Source organism: Methylobacterium sp. J-077, from assembly GCF_022829365.1.
In the GTDB taxonomy this organism is placed as follows: Bacteria; Pseudomonadota; Alphaproteobacteria; order Rhizobiales; family Beijerinckiaceae; genus Methylobacterium.
Window position 1 is genome coordinate 16,832 of record NZ_JAKSYJ010000084.1, and the last position, 19,579, is coordinate 36,410.

The 19,579-nt window shown below is 70.6% G+C and carries 18 protein-coding genes; 14 read left to right on the forward strand and 4 right to left on the reverse strand.

Annotated elements, in window-relative coordinates; genetic code table 11:
* Positions 1 to 85: 85 nt before the first annotated feature.
* Positions 86 to 2,674: an ABC transporter ATP-binding protein gene (locus tag MKL11_RS06490; RefSeq protein ID WP_243941424.1), complete on the reverse strand. Its 2,589-nt coding sequence runs from the start codon at positions 2,672 to 2,674 to the stop codon at positions 86 to 88.
* A 382-nt stretch (positions 2,675 to 3,056) separates the two neighbouring features.
* Between MKL11_RS06490 and MKL11_RS06495 the strand changes: the two genes are divergently transcribed.
* The 14 genes from MKL11_RS06495 (at position 3,057) to MKL11_RS06560 (ending at position 17,112) form a co-directional block, all read left to right on the forward strand.
* Entirely contained in the window at positions 3,057 to 3,716 is a 660-nt protein-coding gene (locus tag MKL11_RS06495; RefSeq protein ID WP_243941426.1) for a cytochrome c3 family protein, read from the forward strand.
* Positions 3,713 to 6,676, forward strand: coding sequence for a TAT-variant-translocated molybdopterin oxidoreductase (locus MKL11_RS06500; protein WP_243941428.1), 2,964 nt, complete (start codon positions 3,713 to 3,715; stop codon positions 6,674 to 6,676). Before MKL11_RS06495 ends, MKL11_RS06500 begins: the two co-directional genes overlap by 4 nt.
* Before the next feature lie 2 nt (positions 6,677 to 6,678).
* Positions 6,679 to 8,691, forward strand: a complete 2,013-nt coding sequence (locus MKL11_RS06505) for a quinol:electron acceptor oxidoreductase subunit ActD (RefSeq protein ID WP_243941430.1) — start codon at positions 6,679 to 6,681, stop codon at positions 8,689 to 8,691.
* Positions 8,688 to 9,224 (forward strand): c-type cytochrome, encoded by a 537-nt coding sequence (locus MKL11_RS06510; RefSeq protein WP_243941432.1) that lies wholly within the window; start codon positions 8,688 to 8,690, stop codon positions 9,222 to 9,224. The genes MKL11_RS06505 and MKL11_RS06510 overlap by 4 nt, the downstream gene beginning before the upstream one ends.
* Positions 9,221 to 10,273 carry a hypothetical protein gene (locus MKL11_RS06515; protein ID WP_243941435.1) on the forward strand — a complete coding sequence of 351 codons (1,053 nt, stop codon included), beginning with the start codon at positions 9,221 to 9,223 and terminating at the stop codon, positions 10,271 to 10,273. The genes MKL11_RS06510 and MKL11_RS06515 overlap by 4 nt, the downstream gene beginning before the upstream one ends.
* Positions 10,270 to 10,752, forward strand: coding sequence for a hypothetical protein (locus tag MKL11_RS06520; RefSeq protein WP_243941437.1), 483 nt, complete (start codon positions 10,270 to 10,272; stop codon positions 10,750 to 10,752). Before MKL11_RS06515 ends, MKL11_RS06520 begins: the two co-directional genes overlap by 4 nt.
* A 4-nt stretch (positions 10,753 to 10,756) precedes the next feature.
* Positions 10,757 to 11,731, forward strand: a complete 975-nt coding sequence (gene coxB, locus MKL11_RS06525; protein WP_243941439.1) for a cytochrome c oxidase subunit II — start codon at positions 10,757 to 10,759, stop codon at positions 11,729 to 11,731.
* 10 nt (positions 11,732 to 11,741) lie between these two features.
* Positions 11,742 to 13,418 carry a cbb3-type cytochrome c oxidase subunit I gene (locus tag MKL11_RS06530; RefSeq protein WP_243941442.1) on the forward strand — a complete coding sequence of 559 codons (1,677 nt, stop codon included), beginning with the start codon at positions 11,742 to 11,744 and terminating at the stop codon, positions 13,416 to 13,418.
* Entirely contained in the window at positions 13,415 to 14,074 is a 660-nt protein-coding gene (locus MKL11_RS06535) for a cytochrome c oxidase subunit 3 (protein WP_243941444.1), read from the forward strand. The genes MKL11_RS06530 and MKL11_RS06535 overlap by 4 nt, the downstream gene beginning before the upstream one ends.
* A gap of 1 nt (position 14,075) precedes the next feature.
* Positions 14,076 to 14,387: an oxidase gene (locus MKL11_RS06540; protein WP_243941446.1), complete on the forward strand. Its 312-nt coding sequence runs from the start codon at positions 14,076 to 14,078 to the stop codon at positions 14,385 to 14,387.
* Between the two features lie 78 nt (positions 14,388 to 14,465).
* Positions 14,466 to 15,251: a class II glutamine amidotransferase gene (locus MKL11_RS06545; RefSeq protein WP_243941448.1), complete on the forward strand. Its 786-nt coding sequence runs from the start codon at positions 14,466 to 14,468 to the stop codon at positions 15,249 to 15,251.
* 160 nt (positions 15,252 to 15,411) lie between these two features.
* Positions 15,412 to 16,152: a NepR family anti-sigma factor gene (locus tag MKL11_RS06550; RefSeq protein ID WP_243941450.1), complete on the forward strand. Its 741-nt coding sequence runs from the start codon at positions 15,412 to 15,414 to the stop codon at positions 16,150 to 16,152.
* 133 nt (positions 16,153 to 16,285) lie between these two features.
* Positions 16,286 to 16,699, forward strand: a complete 414-nt coding sequence (locus MKL11_RS06555; protein ID WP_243941452.1) for a DUF1236 domain-containing protein — start codon at positions 16,286 to 16,288, stop codon at positions 16,697 to 16,699.
* Between the two features lie 137 nt (positions 16,700 to 16,836).
* On the forward strand, positions 16,837 to 17,112 hold the full coding sequence (locus MKL11_RS06560; RefSeq protein WP_243941460.1) for a hypothetical protein: 276 nt from the start codon (positions 16,837 to 16,839) through the stop codon (positions 17,110 to 17,112).
* Here the strand turns inward: MKL11_RS06560 and mscL are convergent.
* The 3 genes from mscL to MKL11_RS06575 form a co-directional block, all read right to left on the reverse strand.
* Positions 17,109 to 17,537 carry a large conductance mechanosensitive channel protein MscL gene (mscL, locus tag MKL11_RS06565; RefSeq protein ID WP_243941453.1) on the reverse strand — a complete coding sequence of 143 codons (429 nt, stop codon included), beginning with the start codon at positions 17,535 to 17,537 and terminating at the stop codon, positions 17,109 to 17,111. The two genes, MKL11_RS06560 and mscL, sit on opposite strands and share 4 nt — an antisense overlap.
* Positions 17,538 to 17,609: 72 nt before the next feature.
* Entirely contained in the window at positions 17,610 to 18,449 is an 840-nt protein-coding gene (locus MKL11_RS06570; protein ID WP_243941455.1) for a CDP-alcohol phosphatidyltransferase family protein, read from the reverse strand.
* A 6-nt stretch (positions 18,450 to 18,455) separates the two neighbouring features.
* Complete coding sequence (locus tag MKL11_RS06575) at positions 18,456 to 19,166, reverse strand: phosphatidylserine decarboxylase (protein ID WP_243941457.1); 711 nt, start codon at positions 19,164 to 19,166, stop codon at positions 18,456 to 18,458.
* Positions 19,167 to 19,579: the final 413 nt, after the last annotated feature.

A 19,579-nucleotide genomic window follows, 5' to 3' on the forward strand; every position in this document is an offset into this window, starting at 1 on the left:
TCGGCCGGGCGAAGAGGAACCGGGGCCTGGCAGGCACGGCGTCCCGACCTGACCGGCCATTGCGGCCGTCGTGAGGCCGTAGCGCTCAAGCGAGGGCCGGCTCGGCCTCGGCTTCCTCGGCGGCCGGGGTCGCGGCCAAGGCGCTGTTCTCCACGGCGATCACCGCGTCGAACGGCTCGATCCCGTCAAGCACGCCCGATTCGGGCAGGCAGACGATCAAGCCGCGTCCTGCCCGGGCTTGGCGGAGCCGGGCAAGACGCTCGCGCACCCCCTCGACCTTGCGCTCGTCGGGCGCCACCGCGACCACGAGGATGTCGGGTTCGCGGACGAGGCAGCGGGCCAGCTCGATCGCGACGCGCTCCCGGGCGTTGATGGCGCCGTCCGCCAGCGCGCCGGTGCTGGGCTGGATCTCGACCTTGCTGTCCAGGCCGAGGCCGTAGACCGAGGCTTCGAGGCCCTCGTCGGCCAGCACCCGCTGCACCAGCGCCCGCACCCGCGGCTCGGCATTGGCCTCGCCGAGGCTGATCCGGCCGAACAGCAGGTTCTCCTCCAGGCTCGCGGCCGGATTGACCCGGCCGGGGTCGTGGAACTCGACCGCCCCGGCGAGGTGGGGCGGCAGCATCCGGGCGAAGGAGCGGCGGGCCTGGACCAGCCGCTGCTCGAAGGCGTCGTCGATCAGCCCGAAGCGGTGGCGGGACTCGCTGTAGCGCAGGGCCAGGCCGATCAGCCGGGTGCGGTCGCGCTGGCCGGCAGGGCCGCGGCGCACATGCCCCGCATCGGGCAGACGGACCACCAAGTCTTCGAAGTAGCCGCGCTCCGAGGCCTGAAACAGCGAATAGTTGTCGAAGAGCGGATGGTCGTTGGGCAGATCGGCGAAGATCTCCACCGTGCTGCGGGCGACCGACAGGCCGATCTCGGTGAGCGGCCGCACCAGCTCCTCGGCCTCCAGCACCGCCCGCAGGTAGGGGTGGCGGGCGAACCGCAGGGGCGCGAAGGCGCCGCCCACCGGCTCCCCGAACAGGATGTTCTCGCCGATGCTCGCCTGATGGTTGTAGCGCTCCGGGTCGAACGGCTCGACCAGGCGCTCGGCCCCCTTGGCGGCCAGAGCCGCCCGCATGGTCCGGCGGGCCGCGACGATCGCCGCCGCCAGCCGGGGCTGGGTCGCCGGGTCCAGGCGGCCGGTCAGGCCGCGGGCGTAGACGAAGCCGTCGAGCCCGGTGAGCCGACTGATCCCGATCAGCGCGATGTCGTCGGGGGCGTTGGCCGGCTCGGTGCCGTAGAGGAGGTTCTGCCGGAGTGAGCCCTCCATCAGGATCGCCTCACCGGCCGCGAAGGCGATGCGGCGGGCGCGCTCCGCGGCGTCGAAACCGCGCAGGTCGGCGCCCGCATAGGTGACGGCGCCCGCGGTCGGCTCGATCTGGCCGGCCAGCACCGCCGCCAGCACCCGGGCGCCGCTGCCCCGGCTGCCGGTGATCGCGACATGGCCCGGCATGGTGACGGCCACGTCGACACCGGTCAGCCGCTCGCCGCTGGCCGGGTCGAAGGCGCCGACGCCCTGGGTCGCCAGGATTCCGGACCGGGGCAGAGGCGGCGGGGCAAGGCCCGTCCGGGGCGCCCTGGCCTGGCGCCCCTGCAGGAGCGCGATGATGCGCGCCAGATCGCGGAAGCGCGGGCGGACGGATCTGCGCACCGTCCAGAGCCGGGCGCAGATCGCGGCGAGCCAGCCGGCGAGACCGAAGGCCCCAGTGGCCGCGAGCAACGCGGCCGGATCGACCGGCGGGGCCGGCGGTGCGCCCGGCGTCGCCGAGCGCCACAGGGCCGTGCCGATCGCGATGGCCGGGAGGATCACCGCCAGGGCGAGCGCCGGCGCCCGCGCATAGGCCAGCCGCGCCTCGGCCCGGGCGACGTTGGTGCGCATCGCCGCGACCCGAGCCGCGATGCGCTTGCGCTCGAGGGCGGCGGCGCCGTGGACCCGCACCGCCGGCAGGCGCCGCACCAGGTCGTTCAGGTTGGTCTCGGCCCGGGTGCTGGAGCGCAGGCGCAGGTCCTGCCGGTCCCGGGCGCGCTCCAGGACCAGCCCGTAGGCGAGCCCGATCGCCGCCAGGCCGATCGCCGCGGTCGGGATCAGCCGGGGCGCGGCGAGCCCGGCGAAGGCGAGCGCCAGGAGCAGCGCGGCCAGGGTCATCGCCGGCACGACGATGCCGGCGGCGAGCAGCCGGTCGCCCCGTCCCAGCACCTCGCCGACCAGGCGGGCGAGGCTGCGCGCCTCGTCCCGGGCGCCGGCCGGCGCGTCGAGGATCGCCCGCAGGACGCTCTCCCGGACGGCGTCCGCGGCCCGGTTCTGGGCCTTGAAGCACAGGCGCGCCACGACCCAGCCGACACCCGCCAGGGCCAGCGCGCAGGCGGCGATGCACAGGAAGGCGGCGAACTCCAGCTCGGCGGGGCGCATCGGGAAGCCGTGCGCCAGCGCGATCTCGCGGCCGGGCAGCGACAGGGCGAGCCGCAGGAACGGCAGCGTCGGTGCCTCGTCGCGCGGCAGCACCGCGACCAGATCGCGCAGGCACAGCAGGGCCAGGGCGCAGAGCGGGGCGCCGACACCGACCGCGAGGGCGGCCGCTGTCGCATGCAGGCGCCGAGCCGCGCGCCAGGTCAGGACGATGGGATCGGAATCCATAGGGGTCCGAGGCAGGTCCGGGGTGGGTCGGCGGCGGGAGCGGGCCGCCGTGCCCGACGGGTCAGGCAGCGCATAGGCCTTCGCGCCGCCGGCGGGAAGTGTCGAGGCGGCGGCGCGGGAAGCGGCCGGCACGATCAGCCATGTTCTAGCCCCCGTCTGGAAACGCTCTAGGTTCCACGGCGAGGCCGCCGGACGGTTGCGGCGCGGCCTCTGAAGCGCACGGCCGCTTTGGTCGCATTGCGCGGGCGATCCGGTGCACCGCACACTTGAACCCGGGATCAACGGTGGGGCGACGCGTGCGGCGAGGGGTTGAGAAGATCGAACCTGACGGCTGGATCTTCCTGCCCCGCGGGCGCGCTTGCCCGCTCGCCGGGAGCGCCTGATGGCGCAGCTGTTCACCCCCGGCGCCGACGCGATCTACCGGCTCGCCCTGATGACCGGCGTAGCCTGCCTGGTCGGCCTGCCGGTTCTGGCGGCCGGGATCGTGCGCTCGAACTACGTCACCGGGGTCGGCATCGCCCCGGCCCAGCCGCTGCCGTTCAGCCACAAGCACCATTCCGGCGAGCTGGGCATCGATTGCCGCTACTGCCACACCACCGTCGACAAGGTCGCCTCGGCCGGCATCCCGCCGACGCACACCTGCATGACCTGCCATTCGCAGATCTGGACCGGCTCGGACATGCTCAAGCCGGTGCGCGACAGCTACGCCCAGGACAAGCCGCTGGAATGGGTGCGGCTGAACAAGCTGCCGCAATATGTCTACTACAATCACTCGGTGCATGTGACGAAGGGCATCGGCTGCTCGACCTGCCACGGCGACGTGACGTCGATGCAGATGACCTACCGGGCCAACGCCTTCGAGATGCAGTTCTGCCTCGATTGCCACCGGGCGCCGGAGAAGTACGTCCGGACCCCCGACCAGGTCTGGAACATGACCTGGAAGCCGCCGGCCGACCAGGCGACCCTCGGGCCGAAGCTCGTGGCCGAGAACCATATCCGCGGCGGTTCGCGGCTGACCGAATGCGGGATCTGCCACCGATGACCAGCGGATCCGACATCGCGGCCCTGCGCCAGAAACTCGCCGGCGGCGACGGCCCGCGCTTCTGGCGCAGCCTCGACGCCGTCGCCGACAGCCCGGAATTCCGCGACTACCTCGCGGCCGAGTTCCCCTCGGCGGCCCGGCTCGCCGCGTCCCCGGAGCGGCGCGGCTTCCTCAAGCTGATGGCGGCCTCCTTCGCGCTCGGCGGCCTCACCGCCTGCGGCGGCGGGAACCGGGATTACGAGGTGCCCTACGTCAACCAGCCCGAACGGATCGTGCCGGGCACGGACCTGTCCTACGCCTCCTCGGCCGTGTTCGACGGGTTCGGCAACGGCATCCTGGTCACCACCCGCAACGGCCGGCCGCTGAAGATCGAGGGCAATCCCGAGCATCCCTGGAGCCGCGGCGGCACCGACGTGCTGGCGCAGGCCTCCGTGCTCGGCCTTTACGACCCGTTCCGTTCTCAAGCCGTACAGCATCTCGGCCGCCCGAGTTCCTGGGCGGCGTACCGCGCGGCTCTGCAAGCGCAGATGCCGGCCTGGCACGCGGCCGGGGGCGAGGGCGTGGCCCTGCTGACCGGGCCGGTGACCTCGCCCACTATGGCGGCGCAGATCGCCCGGATGCGGGCTGCCTATCCGGCCTTGCGCTGGTTCGTCGGCGCCGGCGCCGGCCGCGAGGCGATCTACGAGGGCGCCCGCCGGGCCTATGGACGGCCGCTGGAGACGATTCCGGATTTCGGCCGGGCGCGCACCATCGTGTCCCTGGACGGCGATTTCCTCGACCTCGGGCCTGGCCAGGTCGGCCTGTCGGGGCGCTGGAGCGCGGCCCGCCGGGCGGCCTACGCCGAGGGCCGCCTGCTCACCCTGCACGCCGCGGCGCCGACCCCGACCCTGACCAGCGCCAAGGCGGACTTCTCGACCCCCCTTGCCTCGGCCCGACTCGAAGCCGTCGCCCGGGATCTCTTGGCGTTGGCCGCCGGCGGTGCGGCGCCGTCCGGCGATGATCCGGTATCGCGCTGGACGAGACGTGCCGCCGCGGCCCTGACCGAGGCGCGCGGCGCGGGCATCGTCACGGCCGGGCTGACCGCGAGCCCGGACCTGCACGCCCTGGTCCATCGCCTCAACGGCGCGCTCGGCAATACCGGGGCGACCCTGCGGCACACGGCGCCCGCGGTCGAATCGGGTGCGGGCACGCTGGCGGATCTGGCGGAGGCGATGGAGCGCGGCGGCGTCAAGGCCTTGATCGTGCTCGGCGCCAACCCGGTCTACGATTCGCCGGCCGCCCTCGACTTCGCCGCCCGGATGGAGCGCGTGCCGCTCAAGATCCATGCCGGGCTCTATTATGACGAGACCGGAGCCCATGCCGACTGGCACCTGCCCACCGCCCATCCGCTGGAATCCTGGGGCGATGTCCGCTCCCTCGACGGCACGGTCGGGCTGATCCAGCCGACGGTGGCACCGCTCTACAACGGCCGCACCCTCCCGGACATGCTGGCCTTTCTCACCGACGGGCGCGGCGGCGAGGGCGGCGAGGACGCGCTCGGGCTGCTCAAGGCGCGCTGGCGGAACGAAGGCGAGGACGCGACCGCGTTCGAGACCCGCTTCGCCGACGCCCTGCGCCGGGGGTATTGGCCCGATAGCGCGAGCGCGACGGAGACTGTCGCCCTGACGCAGGAGGGCACGCCCACCCCTCCGGTGCCGACCCCGGACGGGATCGAGGTGGTGTTCCGCCCGGATTCGACAATCTGGGACGGTACCCATGCCGACCTCGCCTGGCTTCAGGAGCTGCCCAAACCCCTGACCAAGGTCGTCTGGGAGAACGTCATCGCCCTCAGCCCCCATCTCGCCGAGCGCGAAAAGATCGCCACGGGCGACATCGTGCGGGTCGAGGCTGCGGGGCGCGCGGTCGAGGGCGCCGCCTGGATCCTGCCCGGCCAGGCCGCCGAGACCGTGACCCTGAGCCTCGGCTACGGCCGCACCATGCCGGACCACCTGTCGAACGGCCTCGGCTACGACGCCGCCACCCTGCGGTCCGTCGATACGCCCTGGTGGCTGACCGGGGCGCGCCTGACCAAGACCGGCCGGCGCCGCATACCGGCGACCACCCAGAACCTCGGCACGATGGAGGGCCAGGACATCGTCCGTGTCCAGGCGGTCGGCGCCGCGCCGGTAGGCGATCCCAAGAATGCGCCCGCACCTGCCTCGTTCTATCCGCCTCCCGAGAGCCAGGACCGCTGGGTCGCGGCGCAATGGGGCATGGCGATCGATCTCGATGCCTGCACCGGCTGCAATGCCTGCGTCACCGCCTGCCAGGCGGAGAACAACATCCCGGTGGTCGGGCGCGAGCAGGTCGAGCTCGGCCGCTGGATGGGCTGGCTGCGGATCGATCGCTATTACGCCGGCGACCTCGACGCGCCGAGCACGCATTTCCAGCCGGTGCCGTGCATGCATTGCGAGCAGGCGCCCTGCGAGGTCGGCTGCCCCGTGGAGGCGACCCTGCACGACAGCGAGGGCTTGAACCTGCAGGTCTACAACCGCTGCGTCGGCACCCGAACCTGCCAGAGCTACTGCCCCTACAAGGTCCGCCGCTTCAACTACCTGGACTATACAGGCGGTATGACCCCGGTGGAGCAGCAGCAGCGCAACCCCGAGGTCACCGTCCGCGCCCGCGGCGTGATGGAGAAGTGCACCTACTGCATCCAGCGGATCACGGCGGCCCGGATCACCTCGGCCAAGGACGCGCACGCCCCAATTCAGGACGGCGCCGTCGAGACCGCCTGTCAGGGCGCCTGCCCGACCCGGGCGATCACCTTCGGCAACGTCGCCGACCCGGCGAGCCAAGTCTCCGCCGCCCGCAAGGACCCGCGGGAATACGCGCTGCTCGGCCACCTGAACACGCGCCCGCGCACCACCTACCTCGCCGGCCTCGCCCCCGCCGCCGATCCCACCGGACGGGAGGGCTGAGCATGTCCGGCGCTCTCGCAGGCGATTCTTTGATCCGGCCGGAGGAAACCCTTCAGGGCATCGGCGGCGCGGTCACCGCGATCCCGCTGACGCATCCGCGAAACCGCCGCTGGTGGATCGCCTTCGCGGGGGCTGTGGCTTTGCTCGGCGTGTTCGCCTTCACCCTCGCCTACCTGCTCTATGCGGGGCCGGGGGTCTGGGCGAACAACAACGCCGTCGTCTGGGCCCTCGACATCGCCAGCTACGATTGGTGGATCGGCGTCGCGTCGGGCAGCCTGCTGGTCTCGGCGGTGCTGCTCCTGCTCGGGGCGGAGTGGCGCGGGGCGGTGAACCGCATCGCCGAGACCCTGGCGCTGCTCGCCACCGCATCCGCCGGGCTCTACCCGATCATCCATCTCGGGCGGCCTTGGTTCTTCTTCTGGAACCTGCCCTACCCCAATACCTACGATCTCTGGCCGCAATTCCGCTCGCCGCTGCTATGGGACGCGATCGACATCGTTGCCTTCCTGGTGATCTGCGTGAGCCTCTGGTTCATCGGCCTGCTGCCGGACCTCGCCACCCTGCGCGACCGCGCCTTCGTGGAGGCGATGCGCCAGATGGACGCCAAGGCGCCGACCCGCCGGCTCGCGCTCCTGCGGGCGCAGGTCTACGGCATCGTCGCGTCGGGCTGGCGCGGCTCGGCTGCCCATTGGCAGATCTGGGTCCAGGCCTACCGGACGGTGGCCTTGCTCGGCGTGCTGCTGGTGGTCTCGGTCCAGACCGGTGCCTCGGTGATGCTGGCCGGCTCGCTGATGCCGGGCTGGCACAGCACGCTGCTGCCGGTGAGCTTCCTGGTGAACGCGGTCTATTCCGGTGTCGGAATCACCGCAGCGATCGTTGTGCTGATCCGTGTCGTCTACGGCCTCGACACCCTGGTCACCGCGCGCCACCTCGACGTGCTCGGCCGCCTCCTGCTCGGCCTCGGTTGCGCCAGCGCCTATTGCTACGCCGCCGAATATTTTGACACGTTCCTCAACGGCGACCCGGAAGGCCGCGCCGTGCTGGTGCGGCGCATGACCGGCGACCACGCCCTGGTCTCCTGGACGGCGGTCCTCGGCCTGGTCCTGCCGGCGCAGGTGCTGTGGTCGGCCCGCGCCCGGACGGCGCCGCTCGCGATCGCGGCGGTCGGCCTGCTGGTCGCTGCCGGCGCCTATGCCGACCACGTCATGGTGCTGGTCGTCACGCTAACCCAGGACTTTTTGCCCTCCTCCCGGCTGCCCTACGGGCCGGATCCCTGGGGCATCGCCACCTTCGCGGGCTCGATCGGCCTGTTCCTGACCCTTCTTCTGCTGTTCCTGCGCTACCTGCCCGCAGTCTCGATCATCGAGAGCCGCCGCCTCGCTTTGGCCCGTGCCCCGGGGACCGAGGCCGCCGCCCGAGAGGCCGCGTCCCGGGCCACCCTCCGCCCGGAGGAGAATCCGGGGCCGGCCCCGCTCTGGGGCGTGTCCGCCGCCTTCGCCAGCCATGCCGACCTCGCCGCCGCCCTCCAGGCGGTGTCGGGGATCAGTCCGGACCAAGTCCATCTAGACGGGCACGGTCCGGTGCCGATGCCCCGGACCCTGCGGGCGCTCGGCCTGGAGGGGCGCTCGATCCTGCCCTACGCGCTGGCCGGCGCGCTGCTCGGCGGCGCGGGCTTCTACGCGCTCTGCGTCTACGCCACGGCCTACGATTACGTGTTCCTGATCGGCGGACGCCCGCGCCTGTCCTGGCCGTCCTTCGTGGTGCCGAGCATCTCCTTCGCGATGATGACCGGCTGCATCGCGATCCACCTAGCGCTGCTGGTGCTCAACCGCCTGCCGCGGCTGAACCACCCGGCCTTCAACATCCCGGGCTTCCTGCGTGCCTCGGACGACCGGTTCTTCCTCTCAGCCGAGGCGCGCGACGATCGCTTCGACGCGGCCCGGTTCGAGCGGCGGCTCACAAGCCTGCCGGCCGAGGCCGGGCGCCCCCTCGAGATCCGCAGGATCCCGCGATGACGCGCGTCGCCGGGCTCATCCTCCTCGCGGCGCTGCCAGCCCTCTCGGCTTGCGGCGAGGCCAACATGGACGACCAGGCCCGGGCCAAGACCTGGGACCGGAACCCGTTCTTTCCCCGCCAGATCACCATGCGTCAGCCGGTCTCCGGGACCGTGCCGCGGACCGACCCGGCCCGGGAGGCGCCGCAGCCAGAGACGATCAGCCGGGACCTAGTGGAGCGCGGCCGGCAGCGCTATGCGGTGTTCTGCACCCCCTGCCACGGCCAGGACGGGCGCGGCCGGGGGATCGTCGTGCAGCGCGGCTTCCCGCATGCCGGCGACCTCACCGCCGAGCCCCTGCGCAAGGCCCCGGCCGCCGAGATCTACGACGCCATTGGCAGCGGCCGGCGCGCCATGTTCGGCATGGCGCAGATGATCCCGTCGGCCGACCGCTGGGCGATCGTCGCCTATGTCCGGGCGCTCCAGCTCAGCCAGGATTCTTCGGTGGCGAGCCTGCCACCGGACGACCGGACCCGCCTGGAGGCGACCCGGTGAGCCGTCCCCTCCTCCTCGGCCTCCTCGGGCTCGGCCTGATGGCCGCCTGCTGGCTGCTGGGCGGCTGGCGCGGGGCGGCGACATCGTACCTCGCCGTCTGGCTCGTCCTCCTGGCGCTTCCGGTGGGGGCCCTGCCGATCACGATCGTGGCCGAGCGCTTCGGCAAGCGGGTGCGCGAGCGCGGCGGCGTCGAGATGCTGGCGGGCCTGCGCCGGCTGATGGCGCTGATGCCGGTGGCCGCGCTGCTGGGGCTGCCACTGCTCGCGGCGGTGCCAATGCTCTACCCTTGGGTCGGGGCGGCGCCGCGCACGCCGCTCGCCGCGCTCTGGTTCACGACGCCGTTCTTCGCGGCCCGGGTGGTCGTCTATCTCGCGGCCTGGACCTGGCTGGCGTTCCGGTTCGCGCGGCCCTTCGACGAGCCGGGCGAGGGCCGCACCGTGCCGGCGGTGGGGCTCCACGCCGTGGTCGGCACCCTGTTCACCACCGACGTGATCGCCTCCCTCGATCCGCGGCTCGATTCCGCCCTGCTCGGCCTGCTGGTGATGACCGCCTGGAGCGGGCTGGCCTTCGCGGCCGCGATCCTGCTCGCCTGGGAGGAGCCCGAGCCGGTGGGCCGCGGGCGCACGGCCCCCGGGCGCGGCCGGCTGGTCCCCCTGGTGGTGCTGCTCGGGCTCTGGGCGTTCCTGCACTTCGTGCAGTTCCTGATCGTCTGGTCGGCCAACCTGCCCCCGGAGGTGGCCTGGTACTTCGCCCGCGGCGGCGGGCTCGGGCGCGGCCTGTCGATCGCGGCCGGGATCGTCGTCGTGCTGGCCGGGCTCGCGACCCTGCGGCCGGGCCGCCCGACCACCCGGATCCTGGCCGGCGCGGCGCTCGCCGTGCACGCCCTCGAGATGTTCTGGCTGGTCACGCCGGCCCTGCGCGACCGGTTCGTGGTCCGCCCGGCCGACGGGCTCGCCGCCCTGGCGGTGGCGTGCCTCGCCGCCGCGCTCCATCTCCTGCTGGGCGGGCGCCCGGCGCCGACAACCCGGCGCGCCGGGAGGGTCGCATGAGCACGGGCCCCGGTCCCGGCCTAATCCCGGCGATCCTGGCCGGGCTGACCCTGCGCGGCAGTGGTTTGCTCAACGGCCGTCCGCCCCGCGGCGCGCCGGCCAATGCGCCGCGCGATCCCGACGATCCCGGCTACGAGACGCGCGACGTCGGCGTCCGCAACACCGCCCTGGTGATGGCGGGCCTGGCGCTCGCGGTGCTGACCGTCATCGGCACCATGGTCTGGATGATGGGCGCCTTCAGCGCCAGCCAGCGCCGGACCCTGCCGCCCCTAACCCGCCAGCAGACCGCGCCGCTGACGCCGCCGCCCCCGAACCTCCAGGCGGACCCCTATGCCGACCTCGATCGCCAGCGGGTCGCGGCCGCGGCCCGGCTTGCCGGCTACGGCTACAGCGATCCGGCCCGCACCCGGGCCCGCATCCCGATCGACCGGGCCATGGACCTGATCGTCGGCTGCCCCCTCGACGCGCCGGACCGGTAGCAGGATGACGCCGAACCACGCCGCCCTCGAACTCTGGCCCGCCGCGGTCTCGGCCACCGCGTCCGAGACCGACCTGCTGATCCTGGCCTTCACGGTCCTGACCCTGCTGCTGACCGTGCCGGTCTTCGTGGCGATCACCTACTTCGCCCTGCGCTACCGGGAGGGCTCGGAGGCGGACCGGCAGCCATCGGGCATCCGCTCCAACCTGATCGAGATCAGCTGGATGCTGATCCCGTTCCTGCTGACGCTGATCTTCTTCGTCTGGGGTGCGCGGCTGTACATCACCTCGCGGAACGCGCCGCCCGACGCGATGGTGATCGAGGCGATCGGCCGGCAATGGATGTGGAAGTTCCAGCATCCCACCGGCCAGGCCGAAATCAACAACCTGCACCTGCCGATCGGCCAGCCGATCCGCCTGCACATCATCAGCCAGGACGTGATCCACGCCCTCTACCTGCCGGCCGTGCGCCTGCAGATCGCCGCCCTGCCCGACCGCTACACCGACCTGTGGTTCAAGGCCGACAAGATCGGCACCTACCACCTCTACTGCTCGGAATATTGCGGCACCGACCATTCCGTGATGGGCGGCGAGGTCACCTTCATGAACCCCGGCGACTACCAGGACTGGCTGACCCATGCCGGCGCGCAACAGGGCAAGGTCGCGGCCGGCCGCAGCCTCTACGAGGCCTATGGCTGCGCCGGCTGCCACGATCCCGGCTCGGCCGTGAAGGCCCCGAGCCTCGCCGGCCTCTACGGCAGCCCGGTGAAGCTCGCCGACGGCCGCACCGTCACGGCCGACGAGACCTGGCTGCGCGAAAAAATCCTGAACCCGAACGGCGACCGGCTCGCCGAGGGCACCAAACAGGTCATGCCGAGCTTCGCCGGGCGGATCCCGGAGGACGAACTCGGCCGCCTCATCGATTTCCTCAAATCCTACACGGCGCCGGCCTCCGGCAAGGCCGCGCAGGCCAATCCATGAAGGCGACATCATGAGCGCAACGGGCAGCGTCGGCGGCACGGCCCGCCGCGAGCCGCACGCGCCGGAGGCCACCCTCGGGCGAAAGGCGGACTATCTCCACGCGGATTCGACCCTGCGCTCGTGGTTCCTCACCACCGACCACAAGCGCATCGCGATCCTGTACCTGACCTCGATCACGGGCTTCTTCGTGATCGGGGCGCTCGCGGCCGGCGTGGTCCGGCTGGCGCTGATCGTGCCGAACGGCGCGATCATGACAAACGACACCTACAACAAGGCCTTCACCATCCACGGCGTGGTGATGGTGTGGTTCTTCCTGATCCCGTCGATCCCGGCGACCTTCGGGAATTTCCTGATCCCCCTGATGATCGGGGCGAAGGATCTGGCGTTTCCCAAGCTCAACCTGACGAGCTGGTACGTGTTCATGACCGGGGCGTTCTTCACCCTAGTCTCGCTGGTGCTGGGCGGCGTCGATACCGGCTGGACCTTCTACGCGCCGCTCTCCACCGCGTTCTCGAACACGTGGGTCCTGCCGGCTCTGATCGGCGTGACCGTCGTGGGCTTCTCGTCGATCCTCACCGGCCTCAACTTCGTGGTCACGATCCACACCATGCGGGCCCCCGGCATGACGTGGTTCAAGCTGCCGATCTTCGTCTGGACGCACTACGCCACAAGCCTGATTTTCTTGCTCGCCACGCCGGTGATCACGACGGCGCTGATCCTGCTGATCATGGAGCGCGGCTTCCATATCGGCGTGTTCGACCCGGCCTATGGCGGCGACCCGGTGCTATTCCAGCACCTGTTTTGGTTCTACTCGCACCCAGCCGTGTACATCATGGTCCTGCCCGGCATGGGGGTGATCTCGGAGATCGTCCCGGCCTTCGCGCAGAAGAAGCTGTTCGGCTACCGGTTCGTCGCCTACGCGTCGATCGGGCTCGCTTCGGTGACCTTCTTCGTCTGGGGCCACCACATGTTCATCAACGGCCAGAGCGACCTGGCCTCTCTGGTGTTCTCCGCCCTGTCCTTCGCGGTTGCGGTCCCCTCGGCCGTCAAGGTCTACAACTGGACCGCCACGATCCATAAGGGAAGCCTGCGGCTCGACACGCCGATGCTCTACGCGATGGGCTATATCGGGCTGTTCGTGCTCGGCGGGCTCACCGGCCTCTATCTCGCGACGCTCGCCATCAACCAGCACATCCACGCGACCTATTTCGTGGTCGCGCATTTCCACTACATCATGGTCGGCGGCACGGTGCTGGCCTTCCTGGGCGGCCTGCATTTCTGGTGGCCGAAATTCACCGGCCGGATGTACAGCGAGCCGTGGGGCCGGGTCTCGGCGGTGCTGATCTTCATCGGCTTCAACGTGACCTTCTTCCCGCAGTTCATCCTCGGCTATCTCGGGATGCCCCGGCGCTACGCGACCTATCCGGTCGAGTTCCAGCTGCTCAACGTGCTGTCCTCGGCCGGCGCCACGATCCTGGCCGCGGGCTACATCTTCCCGATGCTCTATCTCGTCTATTCCCTGTGGTTCGGCCGCAAGGCGCCGGCCAACCCGTGGAACGCCAAGGGGCTCGAATGGGAGACCGGCTCGCCGCCGCCCAAGCATAATTTCCTGTCGCCCCCGGCGGTGCCGCGCATCCCCTACGATTACCCGATCCAGGCGCAGGAATCCCAGGACCAGCACGGATGAGCGAGGGTCTGGCCGATGGCGTCGGGGTCGCCCGCGCCGGGCATTTCGAGACGGTGGGCCAGCAGCGCGCCGCCGCGACGCTGGGAATCTGGGCCTGGCTGATCACCGAGCTGCTGCTGTTCTCGGCGCTGTTCTTGGTGGCGTTGATCACCCGGATCCTGCACCCCGAGGCGACGGTCGCGGCGGCCAAGCACCTCAAGTTCTGGATCGGCGCCACCAACACCGTGGTGCTGATCTGCTCCAGCCTGACCATGTCGATGGCGATCGAGTTCTCGCGGATCGGCTGGCAGCGCGCCATGGTCCGGGCGATGCTCGCGACCGCGGCGCTCGGCGGCCTGTTCCTGGTGCTCAAGGGCTACGAGTACTACGCCGACTGGGCCGAGCACATGATGCCGTTCCTGAGCAGCCGGCCCTTCGCGCTCGCCGAGACCCCGCCGGCGCGGCTGTTCGTGAACCTCTACTACGTCGCCACGCTCCTGCACGCGGTCCACCTGTTCACCGGCATCGCGCTCCTGCTCGGCATGACCTGGCTCGCCGCCAAGGCCGGTTTCCTGTCCCGGCACCAGAACTGGATCGAGGTCTACGGCCTGTACTGGCACTTCATCGACCTCGTCTGGATCCTGGCCTTCCCGATCCTCTACGTGGTGAACCGGTAGGATGCGCAATCCCCTCGCGACCCTGAGCGCCGACGACCGCGCCCTGCTCCGGCGCCGGTTGCGCACGCCGGTGCTGACCTTTCTGGCGCTGCTCGCCCTGCTCGCCGTCAACGTCACCCTGGGGGCGACCCTGCCCTTCGCCCAGGTCTGGATCGTCGAGCTCCTGGTCGTCGCCGTGATGGTGTCGCTAATCCTCCTGGTTTCCATGGAGGTGATCCACGAGCCGCCGCTGGTGCGGCTGTTCTCGGGGCTCGGCTTCTTCTGGGTCGCCATCATGGTCGGGATGACGCTGACCGATTATCTGGCGCGGTGATTGGCGCGAAGCCGTTGTTCGGGCAGCCGAACACACCTAAACGTTGCCCCTCCCCCGCATGGCCCCGGCATTATCCTGATGTGCGAACTGCTCGGCATGAGCGCCAACGTGCCGACCGACATCCGCTTCTCCTTCGCAGGGCTGGCCCGGCGCGGGGGCGAGACCGGGCCCCATGCCGATGGCTGGGGCATCAGCTTCTATGACGGGCGGACCTGCCGCAGCTTTCACGAGCCGGAGCCGAGCTCGCGCTCGCAGCTGGCCGGGCTGCTGCGCGACATGCCGATCAAGAGCCGCATCGTGGTCGCCCATGTGCGCAAGGCCAATCGCGGTCGGGTCAGCCTGGAGAACACCCACCCGTTCGCCCGGGAATTGTGGGGCCGCCGCTGGACGTTCGCTCATAACGGCCAGCTCAAGGGCGTGAAGCGGCTGCCGCTCGGCAGCTTCATGCCGATCGGCTCCACGGACAGCGAGCACGCCTTCTGCTGGATGCTCGGCCGCCTACAGGCCCGGTTCCAGGCCCTGCCCCGGCCCGCGACCCTCGACCGGGCCGTGGCCGACCTCGCGGGCGAATTGCACGGGCTCGGCGTGTTCAACATGCTGCTGACCGACAGCCGCACCCTCTACGCCCATTGCGGCAAGCGCCTCTGCTATCTCACCCGCCGGGCGCCGTTCGGCACCGCCACCCTGATCGACGAGGATTGGCAGGTGAATTTCGCGCAGGAAACCTCTGAGAGCGACGTGGTCACGGTGATCGCCACCCAGGCCCTGACCCGGGACGAGTGCTGGACCGACCTCGCCCGCGGCGATGTCCTGACCCTGCGGGATGGGGCGATCCGGCTGTTGAGACCGGCCGGGGCTTCTTAAGTCGAGTTCGGGCGAGGGTGCATGCGCGCCCCCGATGCGCTAGAACGACCGTAACAGGAGAGCATCGACCGGACTTGAGGGAAGTTCGGCCGGCAAGCGATCCGCCTCGACCGGTCTGGACCGCGGGTCGAGCCACGATGAGCTGACGAGCACGATACGCATGACCCGCGACGAGACCGACACCGTCCTGTCCCAGGAGGACGCGCTTCGGGATGGCCGCCCGAACCTCGCCCCGAACATCCGCACGCATCTCGGCGAGCACCTGCGCACCGTCTACGAGCGGATCGGCGAGGACGTGCTGCCGTCCCGCTTCGCCGACCTGATCGAGAAGCTGGAAGAAGCGCTCCGCGCCCGCGGCGAGGCGATCGAGCCGGAATTCCGCAACGGCCTGCTCGCCGCGGTGCCGTCCCTGCGCGCCTTCGCGCTGTCGCTGACCTCGAACCCTGCCCGCTCGGACGACCTCGTCCAGGACACCCTGCTCAAGGGCTGGCAGCACCGTGCTAGATTCCAGCCGGGCACGAACCTCAACGCGTGGCTGTTCACGATCCTGCGCAACATCTTCTACTCGGATCACCGCAAGCGGGTCCGCGAGGTCGAGGACCAGGACGGCTCCTACGCGGCCCGGCTGGCCACCGCCCCTCACCAGGGCGACCGGCTCGACGTCGAGGATCTGCAATCGGCCCTGGCCAAGCTGCCCCCGGACCAGCGCGAGGCCCTGGTGCTGGTCGGCGCCGAGGGTGTCTCCTACGAGGAGGCCGCCACGATCATGGGCTGCAAGGTCGGCACCGTGAAGAGCCGCGTCAGCCGTGCCCGTGGCCGGCTGGCCGAGCTCCTGGGCTACGACGAGGAGGATCTCGGCTCCGACCGGTTCATCCAGTCGGCGATGCCGAAGGACGCGTAGCGACTCTGGGCTGCGTGGTTCTCGGCGCGTCCGGCCGAAAAAAGCATGCATCCGAATCCGAGGATCGGGCGTTACCGGCCCGAGCTTCGCTGCCTTTGCTGCGGCGGAACGCCACGGAACGGAGTTGTCCCGCATGACCTTTAAAACCCTGATCGCCGCCTCGGCCTTCGCCCTGTCGCTGCCGCTGGCCGCCCAGGCCCAGGGCACCATCCCGGGTGCCGAGCGCGGCGCAGCCGCCGGCAACGATGCGGCCGGCCCGATCGGCGGGATCGTCGGCGGCGCCGTCGGTGCGGCCACCGGCACGGTGGGCGGCATCCTCGGCGTCGACATGGCGCCGCGATTCCGCAGCTACGTCCGCGAGCGCAACGTCCGCTCGTACGATTACGACGGCCGCGTCGCCGTCGGCTCCACCCTGCCGGATTCGGGCGTCACCTATTACGACGTCCCGACCGAGTACCGCGTGCAGCCGGGCTACCGCTACACCGTGGTGAACGACCGCCCGGTGCTGGTCGATCGCGGCCACCGGATCGTCGAGGTCATCGACTGATCTTGCGGGCCGGTCCCGCACCGGCCCATCGGGCCCCGGAGCACCCGCTCCGGGGCCCGTTTTCATGGGTGAACCCGCGACCGCGCAACGGTTCTCCGGCGAAGCCGTTGATGCTCGAGATGAACGACGAGGCGACCATGAGCCAGGATCCGAGCGAGCCCGGCGCGACGCTGCCGGAACCGGTGCGCGATCACCTCGGCCAGCAGCTGCGCGGCGTCCTGCCCGTCGGGACGGACAAGCCCCGCTTCCTCGGGGACGACCCGGTGCCGGAGGCGTTCGAGCCGCAGATCCGCCGCCTCGAGACCCGGCTGAAGACCCACGAGGAGGGCACCGGCGCGGTCGGCCAGGCCCTCGACCAGATCCTCGACGCCCTCGGCGTCACGCCGGACGGCGCCGACAAGCCGCGTTCTTAAACCCGCGGCTTGTCCGCCAAAAGATCCCGGATCTCCGACAGGAGCTTCACGTCCGCCGGCACCTCGGCCACCGCCTCGGGCTTCTTGTCCTCGGCGTGCTGCAGCTTGTTCATGGCCCGGATCACCAGGAACAGCACGAAGGCGACGATCAGGAAGTTGAGGGTCAACGTCAGGAACTGACCGTAACCCAAGACCGCGCCCTGCTTCTTGGCGTCCGCGTAGGGCAGCCCGGCCTGTACCTTGGACGAGAGCGGGATGTAGTAGTTCGAGAAATCGAGCCCGCCGGTGACCGCGCCGATCGCCGGCATGAACAGATCCTGCACGGCGGAATTGACGATCGCCCCGAAGGCCGCGCCGATGATCACGCCGACCGCGAGGTCGACCACGTTCCCGCGCAACGCGAACTTTTTGAATTCCTCGAGCATGCACCGCCCCCCCGCCGAACGCATCGGTGGAACTAGGGGGCGGCTCCCCGAAAGCCAGCGCTCAAGGTTGGCCTATCCCCCGCTGATCGCCGGCCCCGCCGGTTCGTCGGTCGTCGTCCCCGTTTCGGCCTTGGCGCGGCGGCGATACTGGGCCGCGACCACCGGGATGGTCAGCAGGTAGCCGCCGCTCACCGCCACCAGGGCCTCGAACGGATAGCTGATCAGGATGCCGAAGGCCGCGACTCCGAACAGGAAGATCGGCAGGACGAGGCTGCGCGGCACCCGCTTGCCCATGGTCTTGCCCGAGAAGGTCGGCACCGTGGAGACGACCAGCAGGGCGATGGCCAGCACGTATATCAGGATCGCCGGGGCGGCCCAGCCCTCGCCGCCCAAGCCGAGGAAGTGCAGGTAAAGCGGCAGCATCGCGGTCAGCGCCCCCGCGGGCGCCGGCATGCCGACGAAAAAATCCTTCTTCCAGTCCGGCCGGTTCGGATCGTCCAGCATGGCGTTGAAGCGGGCGAGCCGCAGGGCCATCGCGATGGCGAAGATCAGCGCCACGATCCAGCCGGCGGATTTCAGGTGGAACAGCGCGAAGCCGTAGAGGATCAGCGCCGGAGCGCAGCCGAAATTCACGAAGTCGGCGAGCGAATCGAGTTCGGCCCCGAAGCGCGAGGTGCCCTTGAGCAGCCGCGCCACCCGGCCGTCGATGCCGTCGAGCACGCCGGCCGCCACCACGGCGATGACTGCGGGCTCGAACTTGCCCTCGAAGGCGAGCCGAATCGCCGTCAGCCCCAGGCACAGCGCCATCAGGGTGATCATGTTGGGCGCGATCATCCGGAACGGCACCGGCTTGAACCGGCGCGGCCGCGGCTCGTTCGGATCGGGCGCGAAGGGCGGGAACAGGTCGTCCATGGCCGTCTAGATCCGCTTGAACTGCCGCCCCGGGCCGCCGCCGAGATCGGCCAGCACCGTCTCGCCGGCCACCGCCTTCTGGCCGAGCCCAACCAGCACGGTGGCGCCGGCCGGCAGGTAGACGTCGACCCGGGAGCCGAACCGGATCAGCCCGAACCGCTCGCCCACCGCCAGCACGTCCCCGGCCGAGACGAACCCGACGATCCGCCGCGCCACCAGCCCGGCGATCTGCACCACGCCGACGCGCTTCGCCTGCCCGGCATGGCTGGTCTCGATGACCATGCCGTTGCGCTCGTTGTCGTCGCTGGCCTTGTCGAGCTCGGCGTTGAGGAACAGGCCCGGCGTGTAGTGGATCTGGCCGATCCGGCCGGAGACCGGCACCCGGTTCACGTGGCAATCGAACACGTTCATGAACACCGAGACCCGTAAGGTCGGCACCTGCGGCAGGTCGAGCTCGGGGGGCGGCAGCACGGTGGCGATCAGGTTGACCCGCCCGTCCGCGGGCGAGACCACGAGCCCGTCCACCACCGGGGTGACGCGCTCCGGGTTGCGGAAGAAGTAGCAAACCCAGAGGGTGAGGATCAGGAAGATCCAGCCGAAGAACTGAGAGAAATAGCCGGCCAGCACCGTGAGCACGATGCCGATCAGGATGAAGGGATACCCCTCCTTGTGAATCGGCACGAGCGTCCGGCGGATCGTCTCGATCAGGTCTGTCATCGTGTTCCGGACTCAACGGCGCCGCTCGCGGGCGGACATGTCGGACGGGCGGATGGCAGCCCGCCGGGCCAACGTCAACTTTTCAGGTCTGTCGGGGTGTCTACCAGATATGCGTCAACGTCCCCACCCGCCTCGCGGCGCCGGGGGCATGGCCCAAGAGATCCAACCACGAGGGACGCGGGACGCCGCCGGGACCCTGGTGTCGGCCAACTACGCGCGGGGTCCGATCCCCGCGGCGACCCGCGGCATCGGACGGGCATGGTCCCCGGGCGGTGCCGTCTTTCTTGTCGCGATGTCTTGCTAGCGCCCCGATCTTGCGAATTCGTGACAGCGGTTACTGGCCATGATGCCCAAGCCGACTAGCAGCCGATACAGCCCAGGAACCCGCATTCACCGCCGTGGCCTTTCATCCG